The organism is Paenibacillus psychroresistens, assembly GCF_009728935.1.
Lineage (GTDB): Bacteria > Bacillota > Bacilli > Paenibacillales > NBRC-103111 > Paenibacillus_AC > Paenibacillus_AC psychroresistens.
The window spans coordinates 5,326,217-5,345,115 of record NZ_CP034235.1 but is presented as its reverse complement, the minus strand read 5'-3'; the positions used below and the strand labels follow the sequence as shown (position 1 = coordinate 5,345,115).

Annotated in this window: 19 protein-coding genes; 12 read left to right on the top strand and 7 right to left on the bottom strand. The window is 40.4% G+C overall.

What is annotated here, in order from left to right; all coding sequences use genetic code 11:
• Window positions 1-48 precede the first annotated feature (48 nt).
• From EHS13_RS24495 to EHS13_RS24475, 5 genes are all read left to right on the top strand, one after another.
• The gene (locus EHS13_RS24495) at window positions 49-237 is read left to right on the top strand and encodes a glutamate decarboxylase (RefSeq protein WP_155702905.1); all 189 of its coding nucleotides are present in this window, start codon (window positions 49-51) and stop codon (window positions 235-237) included.
• 52 nt (window positions 238-289) lie between these two features.
• Window positions 290-1,153 carry an acetyl-CoA carboxylase, carboxyltransferase subunit beta gene (gene accD, locus EHS13_RS24490; protein ID WP_155705498.1) on the top strand — a complete coding sequence of 288 codons (864 nt, stop codon included), beginning with the start codon at window positions 290-292 and terminating at the stop codon, window positions 1,151-1,153.
• Window positions 1,143-2,105 carry an acetyl-CoA carboxylase carboxyl transferase subunit alpha gene (gene accA, locus EHS13_RS24485; protein WP_155702904.1) on the top strand — a complete coding sequence of 321 codons (963 nt, stop codon included), beginning with the start codon at window positions 1,143-1,145 and terminating at the stop codon, window positions 2,103-2,105. The genes accD and accA overlap by 11 nt, the downstream gene beginning before the upstream one ends.
• Window positions 2,106-2,108: 3 nt before the next feature.
• Entirely contained in the window at window positions 2,109-3,863 is a 1,755-nt protein-coding gene (gene pyk / locus EHS13_RS24480) for a pyruvate kinase (protein ID WP_155702903.1), read from the top strand.
• A gap of 141 nt (window positions 3,864-4,004) precedes the next feature.
• Window positions 4,005-4,496 carry an acyl-CoA thioesterase gene (locus EHS13_RS24475; protein WP_155702902.1) on the top strand — a complete coding sequence of 164 codons (492 nt, stop codon included), beginning with the start codon at window positions 4,005-4,007 and terminating at the stop codon, window positions 4,494-4,496.
• A gap of 6 nt (window positions 4,497-4,502) precedes the next feature.
• On the opposite strand, the gene ytvI is transcribed toward EHS13_RS24475, so the two are convergent.
• Window positions 4,503-5,639 (bottom strand): sporulation integral membrane protein YtvI, encoded by a 1,137-nt coding sequence (gene ytvI / locus EHS13_RS24470; protein ID WP_155702901.1) that lies wholly within the window; start codon window positions 5,637-5,639, stop codon window positions 4,503-4,505.
• Window positions 5,640-5,810: 171 nt separating this feature from the next.
• On the opposite strand from ytvI, the gene ppk1 reads away from it, so the two are divergent.
• Window positions 5,811-7,865, top strand: coding sequence for a polyphosphate kinase 1 (gene ppk1 / locus EHS13_RS24465; RefSeq protein ID WP_155702900.1), 2,055 nt, complete (start codon window positions 5,811-5,813; stop codon window positions 7,863-7,865).
• Here ppk1 and EHS13_RS24460 read toward each other — a convergent pair.
• Window positions 7,843-9,369 carry a Ppx/GppA phosphatase family protein gene (locus EHS13_RS24460; RefSeq protein ID WP_155702899.1) on the bottom strand — a complete coding sequence of 509 codons (1,527 nt, stop codon included), beginning with the start codon at window positions 9,367-9,369 and terminating at the stop codon, window positions 7,843-7,845. The genes ppk1 and EHS13_RS24460 overlap by 23 nt on opposite strands.
• Before the next feature lie 247 nt (window positions 9,370-9,616).
• Here EHS13_RS24460 and citZ point away from each other — a divergent pair, with 247 nt between their 5' ends.
• From citZ to EHS13_RS24435, 5 genes are all read left to right on the top strand, one after another.
• Window positions 9,617-10,732, top strand: coding sequence for a citrate synthase (gene citZ / locus EHS13_RS24455; RefSeq protein ID WP_155702898.1), 1,116 nt, complete (start codon window positions 9,617-9,619; stop codon window positions 10,730-10,732).
• A gap of 32 nt (window positions 10,733-10,764) precedes the next feature.
• Entirely contained in the window at window positions 10,765-12,060 is a 1,296-nt protein-coding gene (icd, locus tag EHS13_RS24450) for an NADP-dependent isocitrate dehydrogenase (RefSeq protein ID WP_155702897.1), read from the top strand.
• Between the two features lie 15 nt (window positions 12,061-12,075).
• Window positions 12,076-13,017 (top strand): malate dehydrogenase, encoded by a 942-nt coding sequence (mdh, locus tag EHS13_RS24445; RefSeq protein WP_155702896.1) that lies wholly within the window; start codon window positions 12,076-12,078, stop codon window positions 13,015-13,017.
• 90 nt (window positions 13,018-13,107) lie between these two features.
• Window positions 13,108-13,539, top strand: a complete 432-nt coding sequence (locus tag EHS13_RS24440; protein WP_155702895.1) for a DUF2269 family protein — start codon at window positions 13,108-13,110, stop codon at window positions 13,537-13,539.
• Window positions 13,540-13,755: 216 nt separating this feature from the next.
• The gene (locus tag EHS13_RS24435; protein ID WP_155702894.1) at window positions 13,756-14,250 is read left to right on the top strand and encodes a histidine phosphatase family protein; all 495 of its coding nucleotides are present in this window, start codon (window positions 13,756-13,758) and stop codon (window positions 14,248-14,250) included.
• Window positions 14,251-14,377: 127 nt separating this feature from the next.
• On the opposite strand, the gene EHS13_RS24430 is transcribed toward EHS13_RS24435, so the two are convergent.
• The 4 genes from EHS13_RS24430 to EHS13_RS24415 all read right to left on the bottom strand — a co-directional run bounded on the left by EHS13_RS24430 (window position 14,378) and on the right by EHS13_RS24415 (window position 17,384).
• On the bottom strand, window positions 14,378-15,181 hold the full coding sequence (locus EHS13_RS24430; protein ID WP_155702893.1) for a DUF4097 family beta strand repeat-containing protein: 804 nt from the start codon (window positions 15,179-15,181) through the stop codon (window positions 14,378-14,380).
• Entirely contained in the window at window positions 15,178-15,729 is a 552-nt protein-coding gene (locus EHS13_RS24425; protein WP_155702892.1) for an HAAS signaling domain-containing protein, read from the bottom strand. Before EHS13_RS24425 ends, EHS13_RS24430 begins: the two co-directional genes overlap by 4 nt.
• Window positions 15,716-16,045 carry a PadR family transcriptional regulator gene (locus EHS13_RS24420; RefSeq protein ID WP_155702891.1) on the bottom strand — a complete coding sequence of 110 codons (330 nt, stop codon included), beginning with the start codon at window positions 16,043-16,045 and terminating at the stop codon, window positions 15,716-15,718. Before EHS13_RS24420 ends, EHS13_RS24425 begins: the two co-directional genes overlap by 14 nt.
• A gap of 178 nt (window positions 16,046-16,223) precedes the next feature.
• Window positions 16,224-17,384 (bottom strand): MFS transporter, encoded by a 1,161-nt coding sequence (locus EHS13_RS24415; RefSeq protein ID WP_405083594.1) that lies wholly within the window; start codon window positions 17,382-17,384, stop codon window positions 16,224-16,226.
• Window positions 17,385-17,456: 72 nt separating this feature from the next.
• On the opposite strand from EHS13_RS24415, the gene yfbR reads away from it, so the two are divergent.
• Window positions 17,457-18,035, top strand: a complete 579-nt coding sequence (yfbR, locus tag EHS13_RS24410) for a 5'-deoxynucleotidase (protein WP_155702889.1) — start codon at window positions 17,457-17,459, stop codon at window positions 18,033-18,035.
• A 3-nt stretch (window positions 18,036-18,038) separates the two neighbouring features.
• On the opposite strand, the gene EHS13_RS24405 is transcribed toward yfbR, so the two are convergent.
• Entirely contained in the window at window positions 18,039-18,887 is an 849-nt protein-coding gene (locus EHS13_RS24405) for a polysaccharide deacetylase family protein (protein WP_227013512.1), read from the bottom strand.
• Between the last annotated feature and the right edge of the window lie 12 nt (window positions 18,888-18,899).

The following is an 18,899-nucleotide window of genomic DNA, read 5'->3' as shown; positions in this document are numbered from 1 at the left end:
TTAGTGGTTGTATGGACCTAAGTAGCTTAATTCAGGGGGTAATAATATATGTGGACGGTCATTTATATTGCTCCAACGTCAAAAATAGCCGAGCGCATTAAGTTGAAATTGACAGAAGAAGGTTTTCTTGTAAAGATCCGTGCCATTAATTTAACCAAGAATCAGTTCGAAATATTAGTTCCTGCAGGTGAGCTGGAAGAAGTACAAGAAGTACTTAATTCCATTTTACATAGATAATCGATAGTTTCTTGAAAATAACGCCTGGTGAGGTGTCAAAGTGTCATCATTTATGGATTTATTCCAGAAAAAACGCAAATATGCAACGATCCCTTCGGAAAGCACGAAAAGAGAGATTCCAGAAGGCCTAATGAACAAATGTCCCAAGTGCAGTACAATTCAATTCAGTATGGAACTTGAAAAAACGATGAAGGTTTGCTCATCCTGCGGTTATCATTTCGTGTTAAACGGAGCTGAGCGGATTCAAATGACCTTGGATGAAGGTCAATTAATTGAATATGACGCAGATATGATCTCAGTGAATCCGTTGAATTTTCCAGGCTATGAAGACAAAATCGCTCAAGCGATGGAAAAGACAGGCTTCAATGATGGTGTCATAACTGGGGAAGGTACGATTGGTGGGTTTCCAGTCGTGTTTGGTGCGATGAGCTTTGAGTTTTTTACAGGTACTTTAGGCAGCGTAGTTGGTGAAAAAATAACTCGTGCTATTGAAGCAGCCATGGAAAAGAAGCTGCCATTGATTCTATTCTCTACTTCTGCTGGAGCAAGAATGCAGGAGAGCATATTGTCCCTGATGCAAATGGCCAAAACAAGTGCAGCTTTAGCCAAGTTCCAAGAGCAAGGCGGGCTTTATATCTCGGTGATGACAGATCCAACCTTAGGTGGAGTTAGTGCAAGCTTTGCGATGCTGGGAGATATCATCCTAGCTGAACCTGGTGCAACCATTGGTTTTGCCGGCAGACGTGTTGTTGAACAAACGATTCGCCAGAAGCTGCCTGATAATTTTCAAACAGCTGAATTTAATTTAAAGCATGGACAGCTTGATAAAGTGGTCCATCGCAAGGATATGCGTGCAACTCTGATTAATATTTTGGATATTCATACTGTAAAGGAGGTTAACTCTAATGGCAGCTGAATTGCCTTTTGAACAGCCTCTAGCTGAGCTGCGTGGCAAGATTGAAGAGCTACGTAAATTTGGTACAGATAAGAAGATTGATTTTGCCGATGAGATTAGCCGATTGGAAGAAAGATTCATTAAATTAGAGGATGAGCTTTATGCGAATCTGACTGTAGCTCACAAGATCCAGATAGCGAAATTCCCACAGCGTCCAACTACGTTGGATTATATTCAAGAGATTTTTACGGATTATGTTGAATTTCATGGTGATCGGCTTTATGGCGATGATTTAGCTATAGTTGGCGGCATAGCCAAATTTAATGGTATACCCGTAACGGTTGTTGGGCACCAAAAAGGGAAAGATACCAAGGATAATATTGCCCGTAATTTCGGCATGCCACATCCGGAGGGGTTTCGCAAAGCTTTGCGCTTAATGCAGCAGGCTAATAAATTTAAACGTCCTATTATTACTTTCATAGATGTTAAAGGCGCCTATCCAGGTGCAGCTGCTGAGGAAAGAGGACAAGCGGAAGCCATAGCAAGAAATTTACATGAGATGTCTTCATTCGGGGTCCCTATTATATGTATTGTCATCGGTGAAGGTGGCAGCGGCGGTGCATTAGCACTTGGTGTTGGCAATCGCGTTTTAATGCTGGAGCATTCGATTTATGCGGTTATCTCCCCTGAGGGAGCAGCATCGATTCTTTACAAGGATGCTTCTAAATCACTTTTAGCAGCTGAGAATATGAAAATTACCGCCCAAGATATTTTTGAGCTGGGTGTGATCGATGATATTGTACCTGAGCCTCGTGGTGGTGCACACCGAGATTTAACTCAACAAGCACAGCTAATTCAGCAAGCAATTGGTAAGCATTTAACAGAATTGCAGCAATTAAACGAGTTGGAACTGCGGGAACACCGCTTTCATAAATTTAGAACGATAGGGAAAACAGCCCTATTAGGAGGATGAATCATGCGTAAAGCCAAAATTGTATGTACCATTGGACCAGCAAGCGAATCGTTAGACATGTTGAAAAAAATGATTAATGCCGGAATGAACGTGGCAAGGCTTAATTTTTCTCACGGTGATTTTGAAGAGCATGGCAATCGAATTATTAACATTCGTCAAGCCTGCAAAGAGCTCGGAAAAACAGTTGCCATACTCTTGGATACCAAAGGTCCAGAAATACGCACAGGTAAGCTAAAAGAAGAGCCAATTGATTTGGTTCAGGATGAGCATATTGTTCTAACTACGGAAGAAATATTAGGCGATAAGCATCGTATTTCAATTACGTATCAGGATCTGCCGAATGATGTTCATATCGGTTCAACTATATTAATTGATGATGGCTTGATCGGACTTAGAGTAGTCGGAGTTCAAGGTACAGAAATAGATTGCGTTATCGTTAATGGCGGGCAAATCAAAAGCAAAAAAGGTGTTAATGTACCAGGGGTGAAAATTTCATTACCGGGAATTACTGAAAAAGATGCCAATGATATCGTGTTTGGAATTCAACAAGGCGTTGATTTCATTGCTGCTTCTTTTGTAAGAAAAGCAAGTGATGTCTTGGAAATTCGCCAATTGCTTGAGAAACACAATGCCTCGCATATCCAGATCATTTCGAAAATCGAGAATCAAGAAGGCGTCGATAATTTAAACGAAATCCTTGAAGTTTCCGATGGCTTAATGGTTGCTCGTGGAGATCTTGGGGTTGAAATTCCAGCTGAGGAAGTTCCATTGGTACAGAAATCAATGATTCGCAAATGTAATCACGTTGGTAAACCGGTTATTACAGCAACTCAAATGCTGGATTCCATGCAACGTAATCCTCGTCCAACACGTGCGGAAGCGAGTGACGTAGCAAATGCTATCTTTGATGGCACAGATGCTATTATGCTCTCAGGAGAAACGGCTGCTGGCAAATACCCAATTGAATCCTTACAAACTATGTCGCGCATTGCAGAGCGTGCAGAATCAGCGCTCGATTATCGCGAAATTCTTAATAGACAAAGCCAAGCTCAACAAATTTCCGTTACCGAATCAATCAGTCAATCTGTAGCTAATTGTGCTTTGGATCTTCAAGCAAAGGCGATTATCACTTCTACCGAAAGCGGCTATACAGCACGTATGGTTTCTAAATATCGCCCTAAAGCACCGATCTTCGCTGTAACTCCGAACGAAGGCTCGATGCGTCGACTTGCTCTGATTTGGGGAGTAATTCCTATTTTAGGTGAAAAAGCACGCACCACAGATGAAATGTTCGAGCTTGCTGTAGACAGTGTTATGCAAGCTGGTTATATACGTTTAGGTGATATTGTTGTGATTACAGCAGGCGTTCCAGTAGGTCGTTCAGGAACAACAAACTTAATCAAGGTCCATCATGTAGGCGAAATGCTAGCTAAAGGCCAAGGAATTGGCACAACAACGGCTAATGGACAAGTTGTTACAGCTCGTTCTCCAGAAGAAGCTATCCGCAAAATGACAGATGGAGCCATATTAGTTACGATCTCTACAGATAAAGAGTACATCCCTGCCTTCCAACGTGCTTCGGCCGTAATTACAGAAACAGGCGGAATTACTTCTCATGCTGCTGTAGTTGGTTTAAGCCTAGGTATCCCTGTTATTGTTGGTGTAGACAATGTTTTTGACCTTCTTACCGATGGTTTGGAAGTTTCGATCTATCCAGAGGTTGGCGTTATCTACTCAGGTAAATCAAAAGTAATGTAATTCTCAATAAGACTTAGTTTCATAATATATCTTAACGAAGCGGAGCAGATCGCAAGTCTGCTTCGCTTTTTTGAACTAAACTGTTAACGGGCAACAATTAAGGATTCCATTCCCGTTAACACTATAAAAGGAGTGAACTGAATGCCTCAGAATTGGTCAAGCCACCCATTACGGGTGAGATATCAAGAAACCGATCAAATGGGTGTAGTTTATCATGCAAACTATTTGAATTGGTTTGAAATCGGTCGAACGGAATGGATACGCACTAGAGGAATGACTTATGAAGACTTGGAAAAGCGAGGATTGTTACTGCCGCTAACGGACGCAGAGATTAAGTTCAGGCTGCCAGCTCGCTATGATGATCAAATAACGATCTATACTAAAATGATTGAATATTCCAATATACGTGTAAGATTTTCTAGTGAGATTCGCCGGAATTCAAATAAAGAAACAGGCGCCTCACCGCTAGAAGCGGACCAGAGCCTGTTCATTGAGCCTACGGGAGAGTTATTGGTTAGCGGTGAAACTAGACACGTTTGGGTTAATCGGGACTGGAAAGCGGCCCGTATTGATAAACAAGCGCCTGATTTGTTTAAGCTTCTTATAGGAGACCAAGCAGGATCGAGTGATTAAATTCTCCTATTGTTCAATAATTGGCGATTTGCCTTTCACGTAATCCCTAATATCTTTGAACACATTCGCATTATGAAAAGCAGTAAGAACAATCAAGGACACAGGTCCAATGATAAGTCCTAGAACACCAAAGAGTTTAAGTCCAATAAACATGGAAACTAATGTAGCTAATGCATTAAGTCCGACACTGGTCGCCAGTACTTTAGGTTCAATGATTTGACGGACCACCAATACGATTCCATAAATTACACTGACTCCGATACCGTAATAAATATTTCCTTGAATGAATAGGAAAATGATCCAAGGTACCATAAATGCACCTACACCCAGATAAGGCATTAAATCGCAAAGGCCAATTAGTAAGCTGATGGTGATGGCATATTTAACATCGAGGATGACTAAACCGATAAGGACAAAGGTAGCGGTCGTTGTGATTAGGATCAATTGTGCCCGCACGTAGCCGAACAATGCTCTTTGCAAATCGCCCCAAATGGCATGGGAGGATTCACGTATTTTATCAGGGAAATATCCTCCGAAGCGTTTAATTAACTTATACCAGTCCTTGCTTATGAAGAAAGCGGCAAGTAAGCCGATGATCGCAAAGGTTGCATAACTCGGTAGTGAGGTAATAAAGTTCACAATGAAATTAAAAACAAGATTGACGATGGATGAGCTCAGACCAGCAATGATTTTAGTCGAATTGGTTAGAGCGTTGTTAATGGGATCTTGAAGCTGCTCATTATCTTGATAAAATACATTGATTTGTGTAACAATATTCTGAATATAGTCTGAGTTGATATAAACGATTATTTCATCTTTCCAGGTATTGATGTTATTCTGAATAGTGTCAGCCAAGGAACTAATCTCAATGACTATATTGATGGTTAAGGCTGTTAGAATCCCCAATGTGACTGCACAGAATATCAGTAAAGAAATAAGGGTAGCAAGCATTCGCGGTAATTTTACTTTAGTATGTAGTAGATTAACCAACGGGTTGAGAATTAGGGCTACGACCCAGCCAAATAGAAACGGATAAACCAACGGAAGAACGTAATAGAAGGCCAAAACAATCGCTAACAAAATTATGAGTACATATAGGCCACGGAAAATTTGTTTCTGAAGTAGTTTATCCAAGCTTTTCATCCTTCCAAAATTAAACTTTATAAAAGCATTGTATCATGAGATGAGTAAGACTGAAATATCATGTGATAATGTACGAGTAAAAATTAAATTTACAATACCTTTACAAAACAGTAACACTCTAAAAACATTGTCGATTCATACTAAGATGAGTCATTCTAATGGAGGCGCGCTATGAGCACATCGAATTATTTAAACCGAGATTTAAGCTGGATTGAATTTAATTGGCGTGTTCTCGAGGAAGCTCAGGATACTGCGACACCATTGTTAGAGAGGGTTAAATTTCTTTCGATTGTTTCTACAAACCTGGATGAGTTTATGAGCGTAAGATTTGCTGGAATCATGGATCAATTAAAAGCAGGCTATTTGAAGAAAGATTTTACAGGCTACATACCTTCAGGTTTAATCAAAAGAATCACAAAACGGACGACACGCATGGTAACAGAGCAATACAAAACCTTTCGTGATATCAGCAGACAGCTTGCTAAAGAAGGGATTATTTTTGCATCTTACGATGAATTATCAGTCAATCAACAAAAGTTAATGGATACTTATTTTCATGACATTATATTCCCAGTTTTAACACCAATGGCAGTTGATCAAAGCCGTCCTTTCCCGCTTGTGCATAACCAGAGTTTATATCTTGCGACCTTGCTATTGAAAGAAGGGGATGACCCTGAAGATGAGCCTTATATTGCTATTGTGCAGGTTCCCTCTAATCTCTCCCGGTTAGTACGTGTTCCAATAAGGACGAATAGCAAGAAGCAAGAGTTTATCCTGCTGGAGGATTTGATCCAACGTCACATTAAAACGCTGTTCAGCGGTTATATTCCACTCTCCGTGCATGGCTTTCGTGTAACGCGTAATGCAGATCTAACCCTTAACGAAGAAGGGGCAGAGGATCTGCTTGAAGAGATCGAAAAAGAGCTGCGCCGTCGACGTTGGGGTTCACCTATCCGCTTGGAAGTGCAGAAAGGAATGCATCCTTACGCGCTTGCGTTGTTGAAGGAAGAGTTTGAGATCGAAGAAAATGTGATGGAGATCGATGGTCCGATTGATATCAGTTACTTAATGAAGCTTTCGAATGTAGTCCTTGGCCATGACAATTTGCGTTTTGCGGATATCGAGCCGGCTTATCCAAAAGAATTTGATGTGATCGATGATTTTTTCCAGGTGCTACGTCAAAAGGACGTTTTAATATATCATCCTTATGAAACGTTTGAAGTCGTTAGTGATTTTATTGCTCAGGCTGCTGAGGATCCTCAAGTCCTAGCAATCAAAATGACATTATATCGGGTAAGTGGTCAATCTAATCTCATACAATCCCTAGCGAGAGCCGCTGAATCTGGGAAACAGGTTACCGTTCTTGTCGAACTAAAAGCACGTTTTGATGAGGAACGCAATATTGCATGGGCACGTAAGCTGGAAAAATCAGGATGCCATGTTGTCTATGGATTAGTAGGGTTGAAAACCCATGCTAAGATTACCTTGGTCGTTCGCCAAGAGCATGACGTTTTACGCAGATATGTACATGTAGGTACTGGAAATTATAATGACATTACATCCCGTTATTACACCGATATTGGACTATTCACAAGCCATCCGACGATTGGTGAAGATGCATCTGCTTTGTTCAATGAAATCACAGGATACTCGGCTCCTCAGCATTTGCAGGCTTTTGGGGTAGCTCCAACGGATATGAAGCAGAAGCTATTCGAGATTATTCGGAACGAAGCTAAGAATGCAACGGAAGGCAAGCCAGCGCATATCATTGCTAAGATGAATTCACTTTCCAATCAAGAAATGATTGATGAGCTTTATTCAGCTTCACAAGCAGGTGTAAAGATTGATTTAATCGTCCGTGGGGTATGCTGCTTGAGACCAGGTGTTGTCGGCTTAAGTGAGAATATAACGGTGAGAAGCATTGTGGATCGATTCTTGGAGCATTCGCGGATATTTTATTTTGAGAATGATGGAGATCCCTCGATTTGGTTATCTAGTGCAGATTGGATGACACGTAATTTAACGAGGCGAATTGAATTAATGTGCCCTGTTTTTGATAAAGAGATAAAAAACAACCTCATTCGTATCCTGCAAATTACCTTAAGCGATAATGTTAAGGCAAGACATTTGCAAACGAATGGGCTGTATGTAACGGTTCCAAATCCAGAAAATCCAAGACGCAGTCAGTTTGAAGCGATGAATATTAAAGCGTGGAAGTCAATATAAGCTGCAGTCCCCACGTCTTTTTGAATTCTTTTTGGAGATTTTGAATTTCACGCAGTTCAATAATGGGTGGATGGCTGCAATTCAAATGTAATCCAAGCTCTTTTTTATTAACGAATACAGACAAAGCTTGGATAGGTTGAGTCTCGCTTCGGTCTAGTGCGATAGCTAGCTGCAAGAGCATGCCTAATTTCTCAATGTAATTAAAATCGGATTCTGTCAAAATGTCTTTGTACTCTAAGCACATTTTCTTAGTCCGATTTTTATTTTTGTAAGAGGCAATAAATGCACAAATCAAGATTTCACGATGACTTAAACCATCGATCCGCGAATGGGCCATTAAGTAAAAGGTATGCTTGGCGTATTCATAATAGAGCACAGTTACTCCAATTCGGTAAAGTAAGGAAGCCGTGTCCAAATAATCACGGCTCCGTACACCAAGTTCATGCGAAATATTCATTTCATCGAACAGCTTTAAGGCTAGCTGATTGATATGCTCGACATGTACGACAGGTACAGAAGGATGTAAAGCAAGTAAATTACGCACACTATATTTTAAAACAGATGTGATCTTAGGCTGCTCCGGAAACACGGTCTCATAGTATAAACCGTCCCTTAAGCCAGATCCGCTAATTTTGTAATAGCTGGAGCCAATATAGCGGAAGATCGTTTGCAGGATAATTAAACCAGGCACAATAATATCAGCACGATCCTTGGACATGCCTTCTACCTTTTTGCGGTTTTCCACAGTAAGTATAGAAAGGTCTTGGACTAAATGATCCATGGATTGGCTATCCATATCATAATTGTGTGTAAGAGGAAGTGAATATCTTTTCTGGCGCTGGTCCAGCTTGCAGATGCTGCGAATGGTGCCGCCTAAGCCGACTAGAGGAAGGCCTTTACGATTAAGCAACCAGGATTTTTGTTTATCTAATGCAGATATAACCATAGACTGAATGCGTCCAATATCATCTGCGTTCATATCACCATTCCGACTATAGCGCTTAGTGGTATTGACAGATCCGAATGGAAATGAGACGCTTCTTATAAGGCTGCGGTTTAGAAAAAGACTGATTTCAGTACTGCCGCCACCAATGTCTACAAGAAAACCATCTTCAAGATCTATTGCATTGATCATGCCTAGGAAACCTAGACGGGCTTCTTCCTCGCCACTCAAGAGCTCTATAGTTAAACCAGTTTCTTGTTCAATGTAGCTAAGTATAGCTGCTGAATTGGTTGCATTTCGAATGGCTGCTGTTGCCACGGCGCGAATTACAGCTGTGCGGTTGGCTTCACACATTTTTCTGAAATAATTAAGAATTTGTGCAATAACTTTCTGGTCTTCCTGCTTGAGGATCCCATCATTGCCAATACGCTCACTAAGTCGAGCAGAATCCTTGCTTTCATCAATTACATGATGTGCCCCGTGTTCGGTTTCTTCAGTAATTACTAAACGTATGGAATTGGATCCGATATCGATAATACCTACTCTTTTGAAGTTAATCATGTAAGCCTCCTGTTGCAAGGTGATAATGCAGTAAGTTAGAATTCATTTTACCATTATTCCTGTAATGTACAAAACACTGCTTAACAAAATTAGTTTATGATTGTGATAATGAAGTTTTATGTCGTGATTTATTCCCATCGTTCCCAAAATAGATTATTATTAGAAGTAGGAAGTTGATAAACTTTACTTATTGAGTGTTGCCATTTGCATTCATATAGAAATTTACAAAACAAAGGAGAGATTCAAAATGACGACAACCAAAGGTTTAGAAGGCATTGTCGCTACGACATCTTCAATCAGCTCGATCATCGACGGAATTCTTACATACCGCGGAATTGACATCGATGAACTTGCAGAGAAGGCAACGTTTGAAGAAGTTGCTTATTTGTTATGGTATGGCAAATTGCCCAATCAATCCGAATTGGACCAGCTGCTGTCAGACTTGAGTGCTAATTCAGCAATTCCGACTGCTGTAATTGATCAGATGAGACTTTATCCTAAAGATACCAACTCCATGGCGGCTTTACGTACAGCCGTTTCAAGCTTGTCTCTATATGATTTAAGTGCTAATGACATGAGCAGAGATGCCAATGTGTTGAAAGCAATCAAGCTTCAAGCTCAGATTCCTACAGTCATTGCTGCTTTTGCACGTATTCGTGAAGGCAAAGAAGTGATTAGCCCTAAGTCAGGCGTTTCGATAGCAGAGAATTTCTTATATATGCTAACAGGCGATAAACCAGATAAGGTTGCCATCGAAGCCTTAGATAAAGCTTTGGTTTTACATGCAGATCATGAGTTGAATGCATCTACTTTTGCAGCTCGCGTAACGGTTGCTACATTATCTGATATCTATTCAGGCGTAACCTCTGCGATTGGTGCCTTAAAAGGACCTTTGCATGGTGGTGCTAATGAAGCGGTAATGGCTATGTTAGACGAAATCGGTTCTTTGGACAATGTAGAATCTTATGTAAACAAGAAGTTGGAAAACAAAGAAAAGCTTATGGGCTTTGGACACCGTGTTTATAAAAATGGAGATCCACGTGCGAAGCATTTAGAAAAAATGTCACGCGCATTGGGCGAAATTACCGGTAATATGAAGTGGTATGACATGTCGATTAAAATCGAAGAAATCGTAACTGGGAAAAAAGGACTTAGACCAAACGTGGATTTCTACTCCGCATCGTGTTATACCTATTTAAAGATCCCACGCGATTTGTTCACACCGATCTTTGCTATAAGCCGGGCTTCTGGGTGGACAGCTCATATCTTAGAGCAATATGACAACAATCGTTTAATCCGTCCACGTGCTGAATATACAGGACCTGTTAATCAATCATATGTACCAATAGATCAACGCTCATAAAATAAAACACATACTCTAGGAGGAAATTATTCATGGCAGCTTTTGAAAATTACGCATTACCAACAGAAGGACAAAAAATCACAATCGATAACGGGACTTTGGTAGTTCCTAATAATCCAATTATTCCTTTCATCGAGGGAGATGGCACGGGTGCTGATATCTGGGCAGCTGCACAACGCGTATTGGACGCAGCAGTAGAAAAAGCTTACAACGGTGAGAAGAAAATTGCTTGGTACGAAGTTTATGCTGGAGAGAAAGCATTTAACAAATATAACAGCTGGTTGCCTGCAGACACTTTAACAGCAATTCGTGAATATATCGTTGCGATTAAAGGACCTTTGACTACGCCAATCGGCGGGGGAATTCGTTCACTTAACGTAGCTTTGCGCCAAGAGCTTGACCTGTATGTATGTCTTCGTCCTGTTCGTTATTTTGCAGGTGTTCCTTCACCCGTGAAACGTCCAGAGCTTGTTGACATGGTCATTTTCCGTGAGAATACAGAAGACATTTATGCTGGGATTGAGTATCAAGAAGGTACGGATGCAGTTAAGAAGGTTATTGATTTCTTACAGAATGAAATGGGCGTTAAAAACATTCGTTTCCCATTAACATCCGGTATTGGTATCAAGCCAGTTTCGAAAGATGGTTCCGAGCGTTTGGTTCGTGCAGCTATTCTTTATGCAATTGAGCATGGCCGTAAGAGTGTTACCTTGGTACACAAAGGCAACATCATGAAGTTCACTGAAGGAGCCTTCAAAAACTGGGGCTACGAGCTTGCTGAAAGAGAATTTGGCGATCAAGTATTCACTTGGGAGCAATTTGACCGCATTAAAGCCGATAAAGGCGCAGATGCAGCAAACCAAGCTCAAAAAGAAGCAGAAGCAGCTGGCAAAATCATCATAAAAGATGCGATTGCAGATATTGCTTTACAACAAGTTTTAACTCGTCCTACAGATTTTGATGTAATTGCTACTTTAAACTTGAACGGAGATTATCTGTCCGATGCATTAGCAGCACAAGTTGGAGGCATTGGTATTGCACCTGGAGCTAACATCAACTATTTAACAGGTCATGCAATCTTTGAAGCTACACATGGTACTGCACCTAAGTATGCTGGTCTTGATGTAGTAAACCCAGGTTCCGTAATTCTATCCGGTGTTATGATGCTTGAGCATTTGGGCTGGTTGGAAGCAGTGGAATTGATCTATAAAGGTATGGAAACTTCGATTAACAATAAAACGGTAACTTATGATTTCGCTCGTTTGATGGAAGGCGCAACAGAAGTTAAATGCTCCGAATTCGCAAACCAAATTATTAAAAATATGTAGGAGGCGAACGATTCCATGGCAATTCAACGGAAAAAAATCACTGTTGTCGGCGCAGGCTTCACCGGTGCAACTACGGCTTACATGCTAGCGCAGAAAGAATTAGCAGATGTTGTTTTATTGGATATTCCGCAATTGGAGAATCCAACTAAGGGTAAGGCGTTGGACATGCTAGAAGCTAGTCCAGTGCAAGGCTTTGACAGCAACATTGTGGGTACTTCTAACTATGAAGATGCAGCAGGTTCGGACATTGTCATTATTACTGCTGGTATCGCTCGCAAGCCAGGGATGAGTCGGGATGATTTAGTTAATACGAATGCGGGAATTATGAAAACTGTTTGTGAGAATATCAAACAACATTGTCCGGATTCAATCGTAATTATTCTAAGTAATCCAGTAGATGCAATGACTTATGTGGCATACCAAACTCTTGGTTTTCCTAAGAATCGTGTAATCGGCCAATCCGGTGTGTTGGATACAGCACGTTATTGCACATTTATTGCACAAGAGCTTAATGTTTCCGTTGAAGATGTTCGTGGTTTTGTACTTGGTGGACATGGCGATGACATGGTTCCATTGGTTCGCTACTCTAATGTTGGCGGTATTCCAATCGAGAAGCTAATTGCATCCGATCGCATTGAAGCCATTGTACAACGTACACGTACAGGTGGAGGCGAGATCGTTAACTTGCTTGGTAATGGCAGCGCGTATTACGCTCCAGCAGCTTCTTTGGTGCAAATGTCCGAAGCTATTATTAAAGATAAGAAACGCATTATTCCTTGTATTGCTTTGCTAGAAGGCGAATATGGCTATGATAACCTGTTCATGGGTGTTCCAACCATTCTTGGCGGCGACGGAATTGAAAAGATTTTTGAACTGGATTTAACTTCTGATGAAAAAGCAGCATTAGATAAATCAGCTCAATCTGTACGTAATGTAATCCAAATTATAAATATCTAAATATTTGACACAAAAAGAGCCTGTTCCTAGGCTCTTTTGTTGTATAATAAAGCTTGTGGAATTCAATAATACCAAGGAAAGGAAGAGTGAATGATGGAATTTATCGTATTTTTGCATGTTCTAGGAGCAGTAGGAATGGGTTTTTACTTGGTATTTCCGGTATTGGCTACTCGAATCAGTTCTTTAAACAAACAAGCACAAGAGGGATATGTACAAGCATTAGTTACAGCCAATCGCTTCGGTCAATTTTTGTTGATTGTTCAATTTTTGACAGGCGGTTATTTGGTTGGTAAAGAGAAGGATTCATTAACCACAGCCTGGATGATCACAGCAATTGTTTTACTAGTGCTTGCAGGCGCTTTCTCCGGCATGCTAGGTGGACCTTTGAAACGCATTGCAAAAGGCACACAAACTGGAGCGGGTACGGATAAAGATGTAACTAAAATTAAAATGTTTAGTAGTTTATTAACTGTAGTATTGATTGTTATTGTTGTATTGATGGTTTATAGGGATATAATTTAAGCTGTAATGATCGCAAACTAGGCACTGTTACATTGGATATTCATTATCCTAAAGTAACAGTGCCTTTTTGAATTCTTCTTAACGCCAGAATACAAATAAATCTGATAGTTTCAAATGAAGGATTTTATAAAAAAAGGAAGAATTAATTTATTATGAGGGTTGAACCTGCGCATACATTTTTATGAACAGGAAAAATAAATAATCGAGGTGAAAATCGTGCAAATATTATTAATTCGCCATGGCGAATCTGAAGAAGATTCGATAAACGTACAAGAACCTTTAACGAGTAAAGGTGTAGAGCAAGGTGAAAAAATGTCTTTGCGTGTATCTAATGAGTTTCCTCCAGAATTTATATGGTCAAGCACATTACAGCGTGCAAGTAAAACAGCTGAAATCTTAGGGAATATTATAGGTTGTCCAGTGAAATACCTGGATGAGCTGCGAGAGCAAAACGATGATGAAAATAACTTAGAATTTAGGATGAGAGCTGAACATATTTTGACTTTCATAAAAGAGAACAGTAAACAATACAAGAGAATCGCCATTATTACTCATGGAGGAGTGATCACAAGGCTCATTGAAAGCTTCCTTGAATTACCTACAGATAAGAATGTATGGTTCCATTCGGATAATACAGGTATTCATTTCTTGGAGTATCATCCTAAGGCTCATATTGTGAGATTTACAAACTGTACATCTCACTTGGAGTAAATAATAGTTAAGATACTTACCGCAGCAGAGGTCGCAATACGGTAGCTCAACAAACTAAACCCAGTCTAACACTTGATTTTCGTGTATGGACTGGGTTTTTGTTATTTTCCCTGGACACATGAATCCATTACTTAACTACCTTTATCGTAATATCCCCAGATCTCGTGCTGCCCTCTACTTTAAAACCATTGCTTCCAAGGACACCGCTTTGCTGTTTTTCACTATCTGGTGAATCTTTAAACAATAAATTAGGCAGCTTTTGCTCGATTTCACCGCTCTTTGTTGTTAAATTTGTTTCTATGGCCAGAGGTGCCTGTAACAAGTTAAGTTTAAAAGTACCGCTGCCTGTCTTAAAACTAAGATCCTGCTCTAATTTATTGAGATCCACTCGGATATCGCCACTTCCAGTTACTAGCTTCAATTGACCTGTAATGTTTTGGGTTTTAATGTTGCCTGAGCTATTTTCTAATTGAATTACTTCACTTTGAATATCACTTATTGTGATATCTCCGCTTGAAGATTTAATGCTGATCCGTTTGAAAAGCTTTTTAGGAACAGAAATCTCTAAGTGGATATTGGAAATGGCAACTCCAAATTGGAGCTTCCAATTCTCAGGTAGAGTAAATTTTAATGTATCCCGGTCTGTTGTTAACTTATACTCGAACTCGGAAGTCTTGGGGGAATGGCTGACTTTACCAAGGATCCGGAAATGAAATTGATCATCAAGGCTTGGCTTGACAATCATATTATCAATGGAAGAATTAACCTCAAGATTCTGGATTGTTCCAGCTTCTGCAGTATAGGATTGATCGACAACTGTGAGATTAAAGGGAGAAATACCTTGCAGATAAAGCACGCCATTACCAAGTATACCTATGATAAGACCTATAAGTGCAAGATTTTTGATTCGTCTTATTGTTGCTGAGCTCATCGGTTATTCCTCCTGACTACTTGCAAATTAAATTGCAAATAACGAATGAAGAGCTTATATAACCATTTAATTAGATAAAATAATCCAATACTCAACAAAACTCCAATGCTGATACTCATTAGAATTAAAAAGCTATTTTGGAGCAATTCCTTAGAGAAACCCAAGCTGTAGATCATTCCAATCGGGGCTGCAATAATCAAAACAAGAGCCACTACAACCAAAGCCACTAATACCGCGATGAAGCCAATTAAAGGTCCTAATACAATCACCAGATTGAGAAACCCTAGACTAATAATGGCGAAGGTCGCATTAGCTACATTCACTAAAGAAAAACGCTTATTAATACGCTGCATATTGAAATCAGCTATGATTTCTTTGGCAATAGTCTTAGGGTTTCCCAAAGCTTCAATTATTTCTGATTCTTGTTTGCCTGCTTCTAAAGCAGAGGTGAAGTGCTCACTATAATCAGCTAGTAATTCATTACGATCTTGCAGAGGAATTGCTTTAAGCAGCTGGCCTAATTCTTTTAAATATTCATTTTTTGACATGGTTTAAACCCTCCTCAATAATCTGATTCACACCTTCTGAAAAAGTGCTCCAGTCGCTTACTAATTGATCCATATAGGCTTGCCCTTGCTGAGATAGCTTGTAATATTTACGTGGCGGTCCTTCTGTAGACTCCACTAGATAAGTAGTGAAATAACCTTCTAACGTAAGCCTGCGCAGCAATGGATAGACGGTACCTTCAGCAATTGCAAATTTCTCAGAGATGCTCTGAACTAGCTCATATCCGTAGCGGTCCTTGCTGGCAGTTAACACTAAGACACATAATTCCAGCACGCCTTTTTTAAACTGCACATTCATCTGCTCACCCTTTTCTAGTACTATACATTACAAGGTACTGGTTTATGACATGTATATGACTATAGCACATAGGAGATTATTTGTATATATATGGTTAATGGTTTTTTTGGAGTGAAATGTAGGTTAGTCTCCGTTTGTTTTAAGGGTTGGTCTCGGTATCTTTTTAAGGTATAATTTATTAAGGTGTTGAAGGTTTTTTAGAGGTAGTGGATGAATTCTTACGAGGTAAATAGGTCCAAATCCTTGTAAGTACAATAGCTATCAGTCCAAATACTCCTCCCAAATAGAAGCCACTTACTAAGCCAAACGACTCATTCAGCCAGCCAGCTAAGAATGGACCCGCGAACATACCGATGGAGTAGACGGACTGATAAAAGCCCATCGCAGTAGCACGTTTGGAGATCTCAATGCTTTGGATAGATAAGCCGAGCAGCAGGGGTAAGTGCATCCCTTGAGCAAACCCATTAAAAATCTGGGAGAATGCAAGCCAACCAAATGATGGCGCTAAGGCAAGCGCTACTGTACAAATAGAGCTGACCGCAAAGCCGATAAGAACGGAATTCCATGCGCCAATTTTAGGGACAATCCAACGGCTGGTTACGAATGCTGCAGCAGCATGTGGGATCATAAAAGCAAAGACGAGTAGGCTCAGCTCAGTTTTGGACGCTCCAAGACTTACTGCTAGAGACGGCGTAAAGCCAAACATCGTGATAAACAAAATACAATGAGCTAGAATCGATAATGTAGATACCTTGAGCAAGGTTGGCATACGCATGACTTTAACTAAGTCTTTAACTTCGATGGGGATACGAGAGACACCCTCTTCAGGCTCTTTAATAGCAAACGTAACAATAAGCCCAACTAAGCCAATCACAGCACCAGTCCAGAACGCAGAGTTCCAGCCCCAATGATCCGCCAGTAAACCGCTTAAGCCCATCCCTATAAGCTGTCCGCAAACAGTTAATGTACTAATGCGTCCCATGGCTAGGGTGGCGTCATTTTTATGATAGTAGCTCGCATATAGGACTGTAAAAGCTACCCAGCATGATGCAGATACACCAGAAACGGCTCTTGCGGCCAATGTCCAGCCCCATTGATCACTAATGGCAAATAATAAGCAGCTCAGCGCTCCTGTAGCGAGACCAATTGCGAGAAATGGACGGCGTACCCGCAGCTTGTCGGAGATTATACCCAGAGGTAAACGAACAAAGATCTGGACGAAACCATAGCTGCCAAGGATGACTCCTACTAGTAAGTAGCTTAAGCCGCGACTTTCCAGATAGGGAGATAGAATAGGAACGTAAATGTATAGAGTAGTCCAATAGATTAAGGTAACGATGATAAAAATGATATGATGAATTCGGCTAATAGTAATAGGAGCACCAACTTTAATTTTTTAGGAGATGAATGTATGGACAGCTATAATTTCCCGGCTTTTCTTTACCGAATGAAGAATATTTACAGATGGTCGCTGATGCGTAATACGGACCATGAATCCGTTGCGCTGCATTCTTATTATGTATCGATTTGGACGCATCTGTTATGCTCGGTGGCGAATGAAATCTACAAAAAGGATGTGCCAACCGATAAAATTGTTTCTATGGCGTTATTCCACGATGCAACTGAAGTTTTTGTAGGTGATATAGCGCAGCCGGTTAAACATAGCAGCCCAGAAATTCTCGAGCATTTTCGCGAAATCGAACGTTCAGCTGCCGTAACATTAATGAATATGCTGCCAGCTGAGCTTCAATCGGTGTATCGGCCGTTAATTCTGGAGCATGATCCTGAGCTGTATAAGTTTGTGAAAGGCGGAGATTTACTAGATGCCTATCTAAAATGTGTTTCAGAGCTAAATGCAGGAAACTCAGAGTTTTCTTATGCCAAGAAACAAATCCTTGAATCATTGCGTAAGCTGGAAATGCCCGAAGTGAATTACTTTCTTACCCATATGGCGCCTGCTTTTGAGATGACTATTGATGAGCTGACGTGATCATTATTTAATGGGGATAATGCTTCGCAGAATTGATTTCTCTAGTATTGCTGGTGTGATATCTGGACTTCCGGCGTTAATCCGCGGTATACGAAGATGATCGGCTTGACGAGTTGTCATTTTGGTCAGGATCGTAAAAGCGTACTTAATGCCTGCTTCTTGAATGTCGTCAACGGCTTCGTGGTTATAAATGCCGTAAGGATATGCCAATGTATCGACTGGTGCTGGGTTTAGCGGATTTAGCTTTGATATGCAAGATTGTGTATCGCTAACGATTCGATGTTTATATTGCTCGTCCGTTTCAGGCTTGCCGTCTGCGGAAAGATGCCCGACAAGCATTGCTTTTCCTAATGGGTTTTTAAAGTGCAAAGAATCCGTATGGCATTGGACCTCAATTAATGAGGAATCACTTAACATAGCTTTGATTTGCTCACGTGACATTTTCTTCGGGATATCCTGTTGGGGATGCTCTAGTGATCCAGTTATGATAAAATTAACAGCAGGAATCGACATTTCTTTGAGAATGGGATAGGCATTATTATAAAAGCTTTCATAGCCGTCATCGAAGGTGACCAGCACAGCTTTTTTAGGAATTGGCGCACCATCCAGGAACTCTTTCATTTGCTGTAAAGATATAAATTGGTAGCCTTTATTTTTAAGTAAAGTAAGCTGATCGCGAAAGAGCTTGGTTGTAATCGTGCTGGAGCTGATGTCTTGATCATAGATATGATGGTACATGAGAACAGCGATCTGGTCCTTATACACAATATTAGTCTTGAAGAGATTTAATGAAAAAAGCAAAAGGGATATGCCAATGATTACAATCATCCCCGTTTTTATCAATGTTTGCATGGTATAGATTCT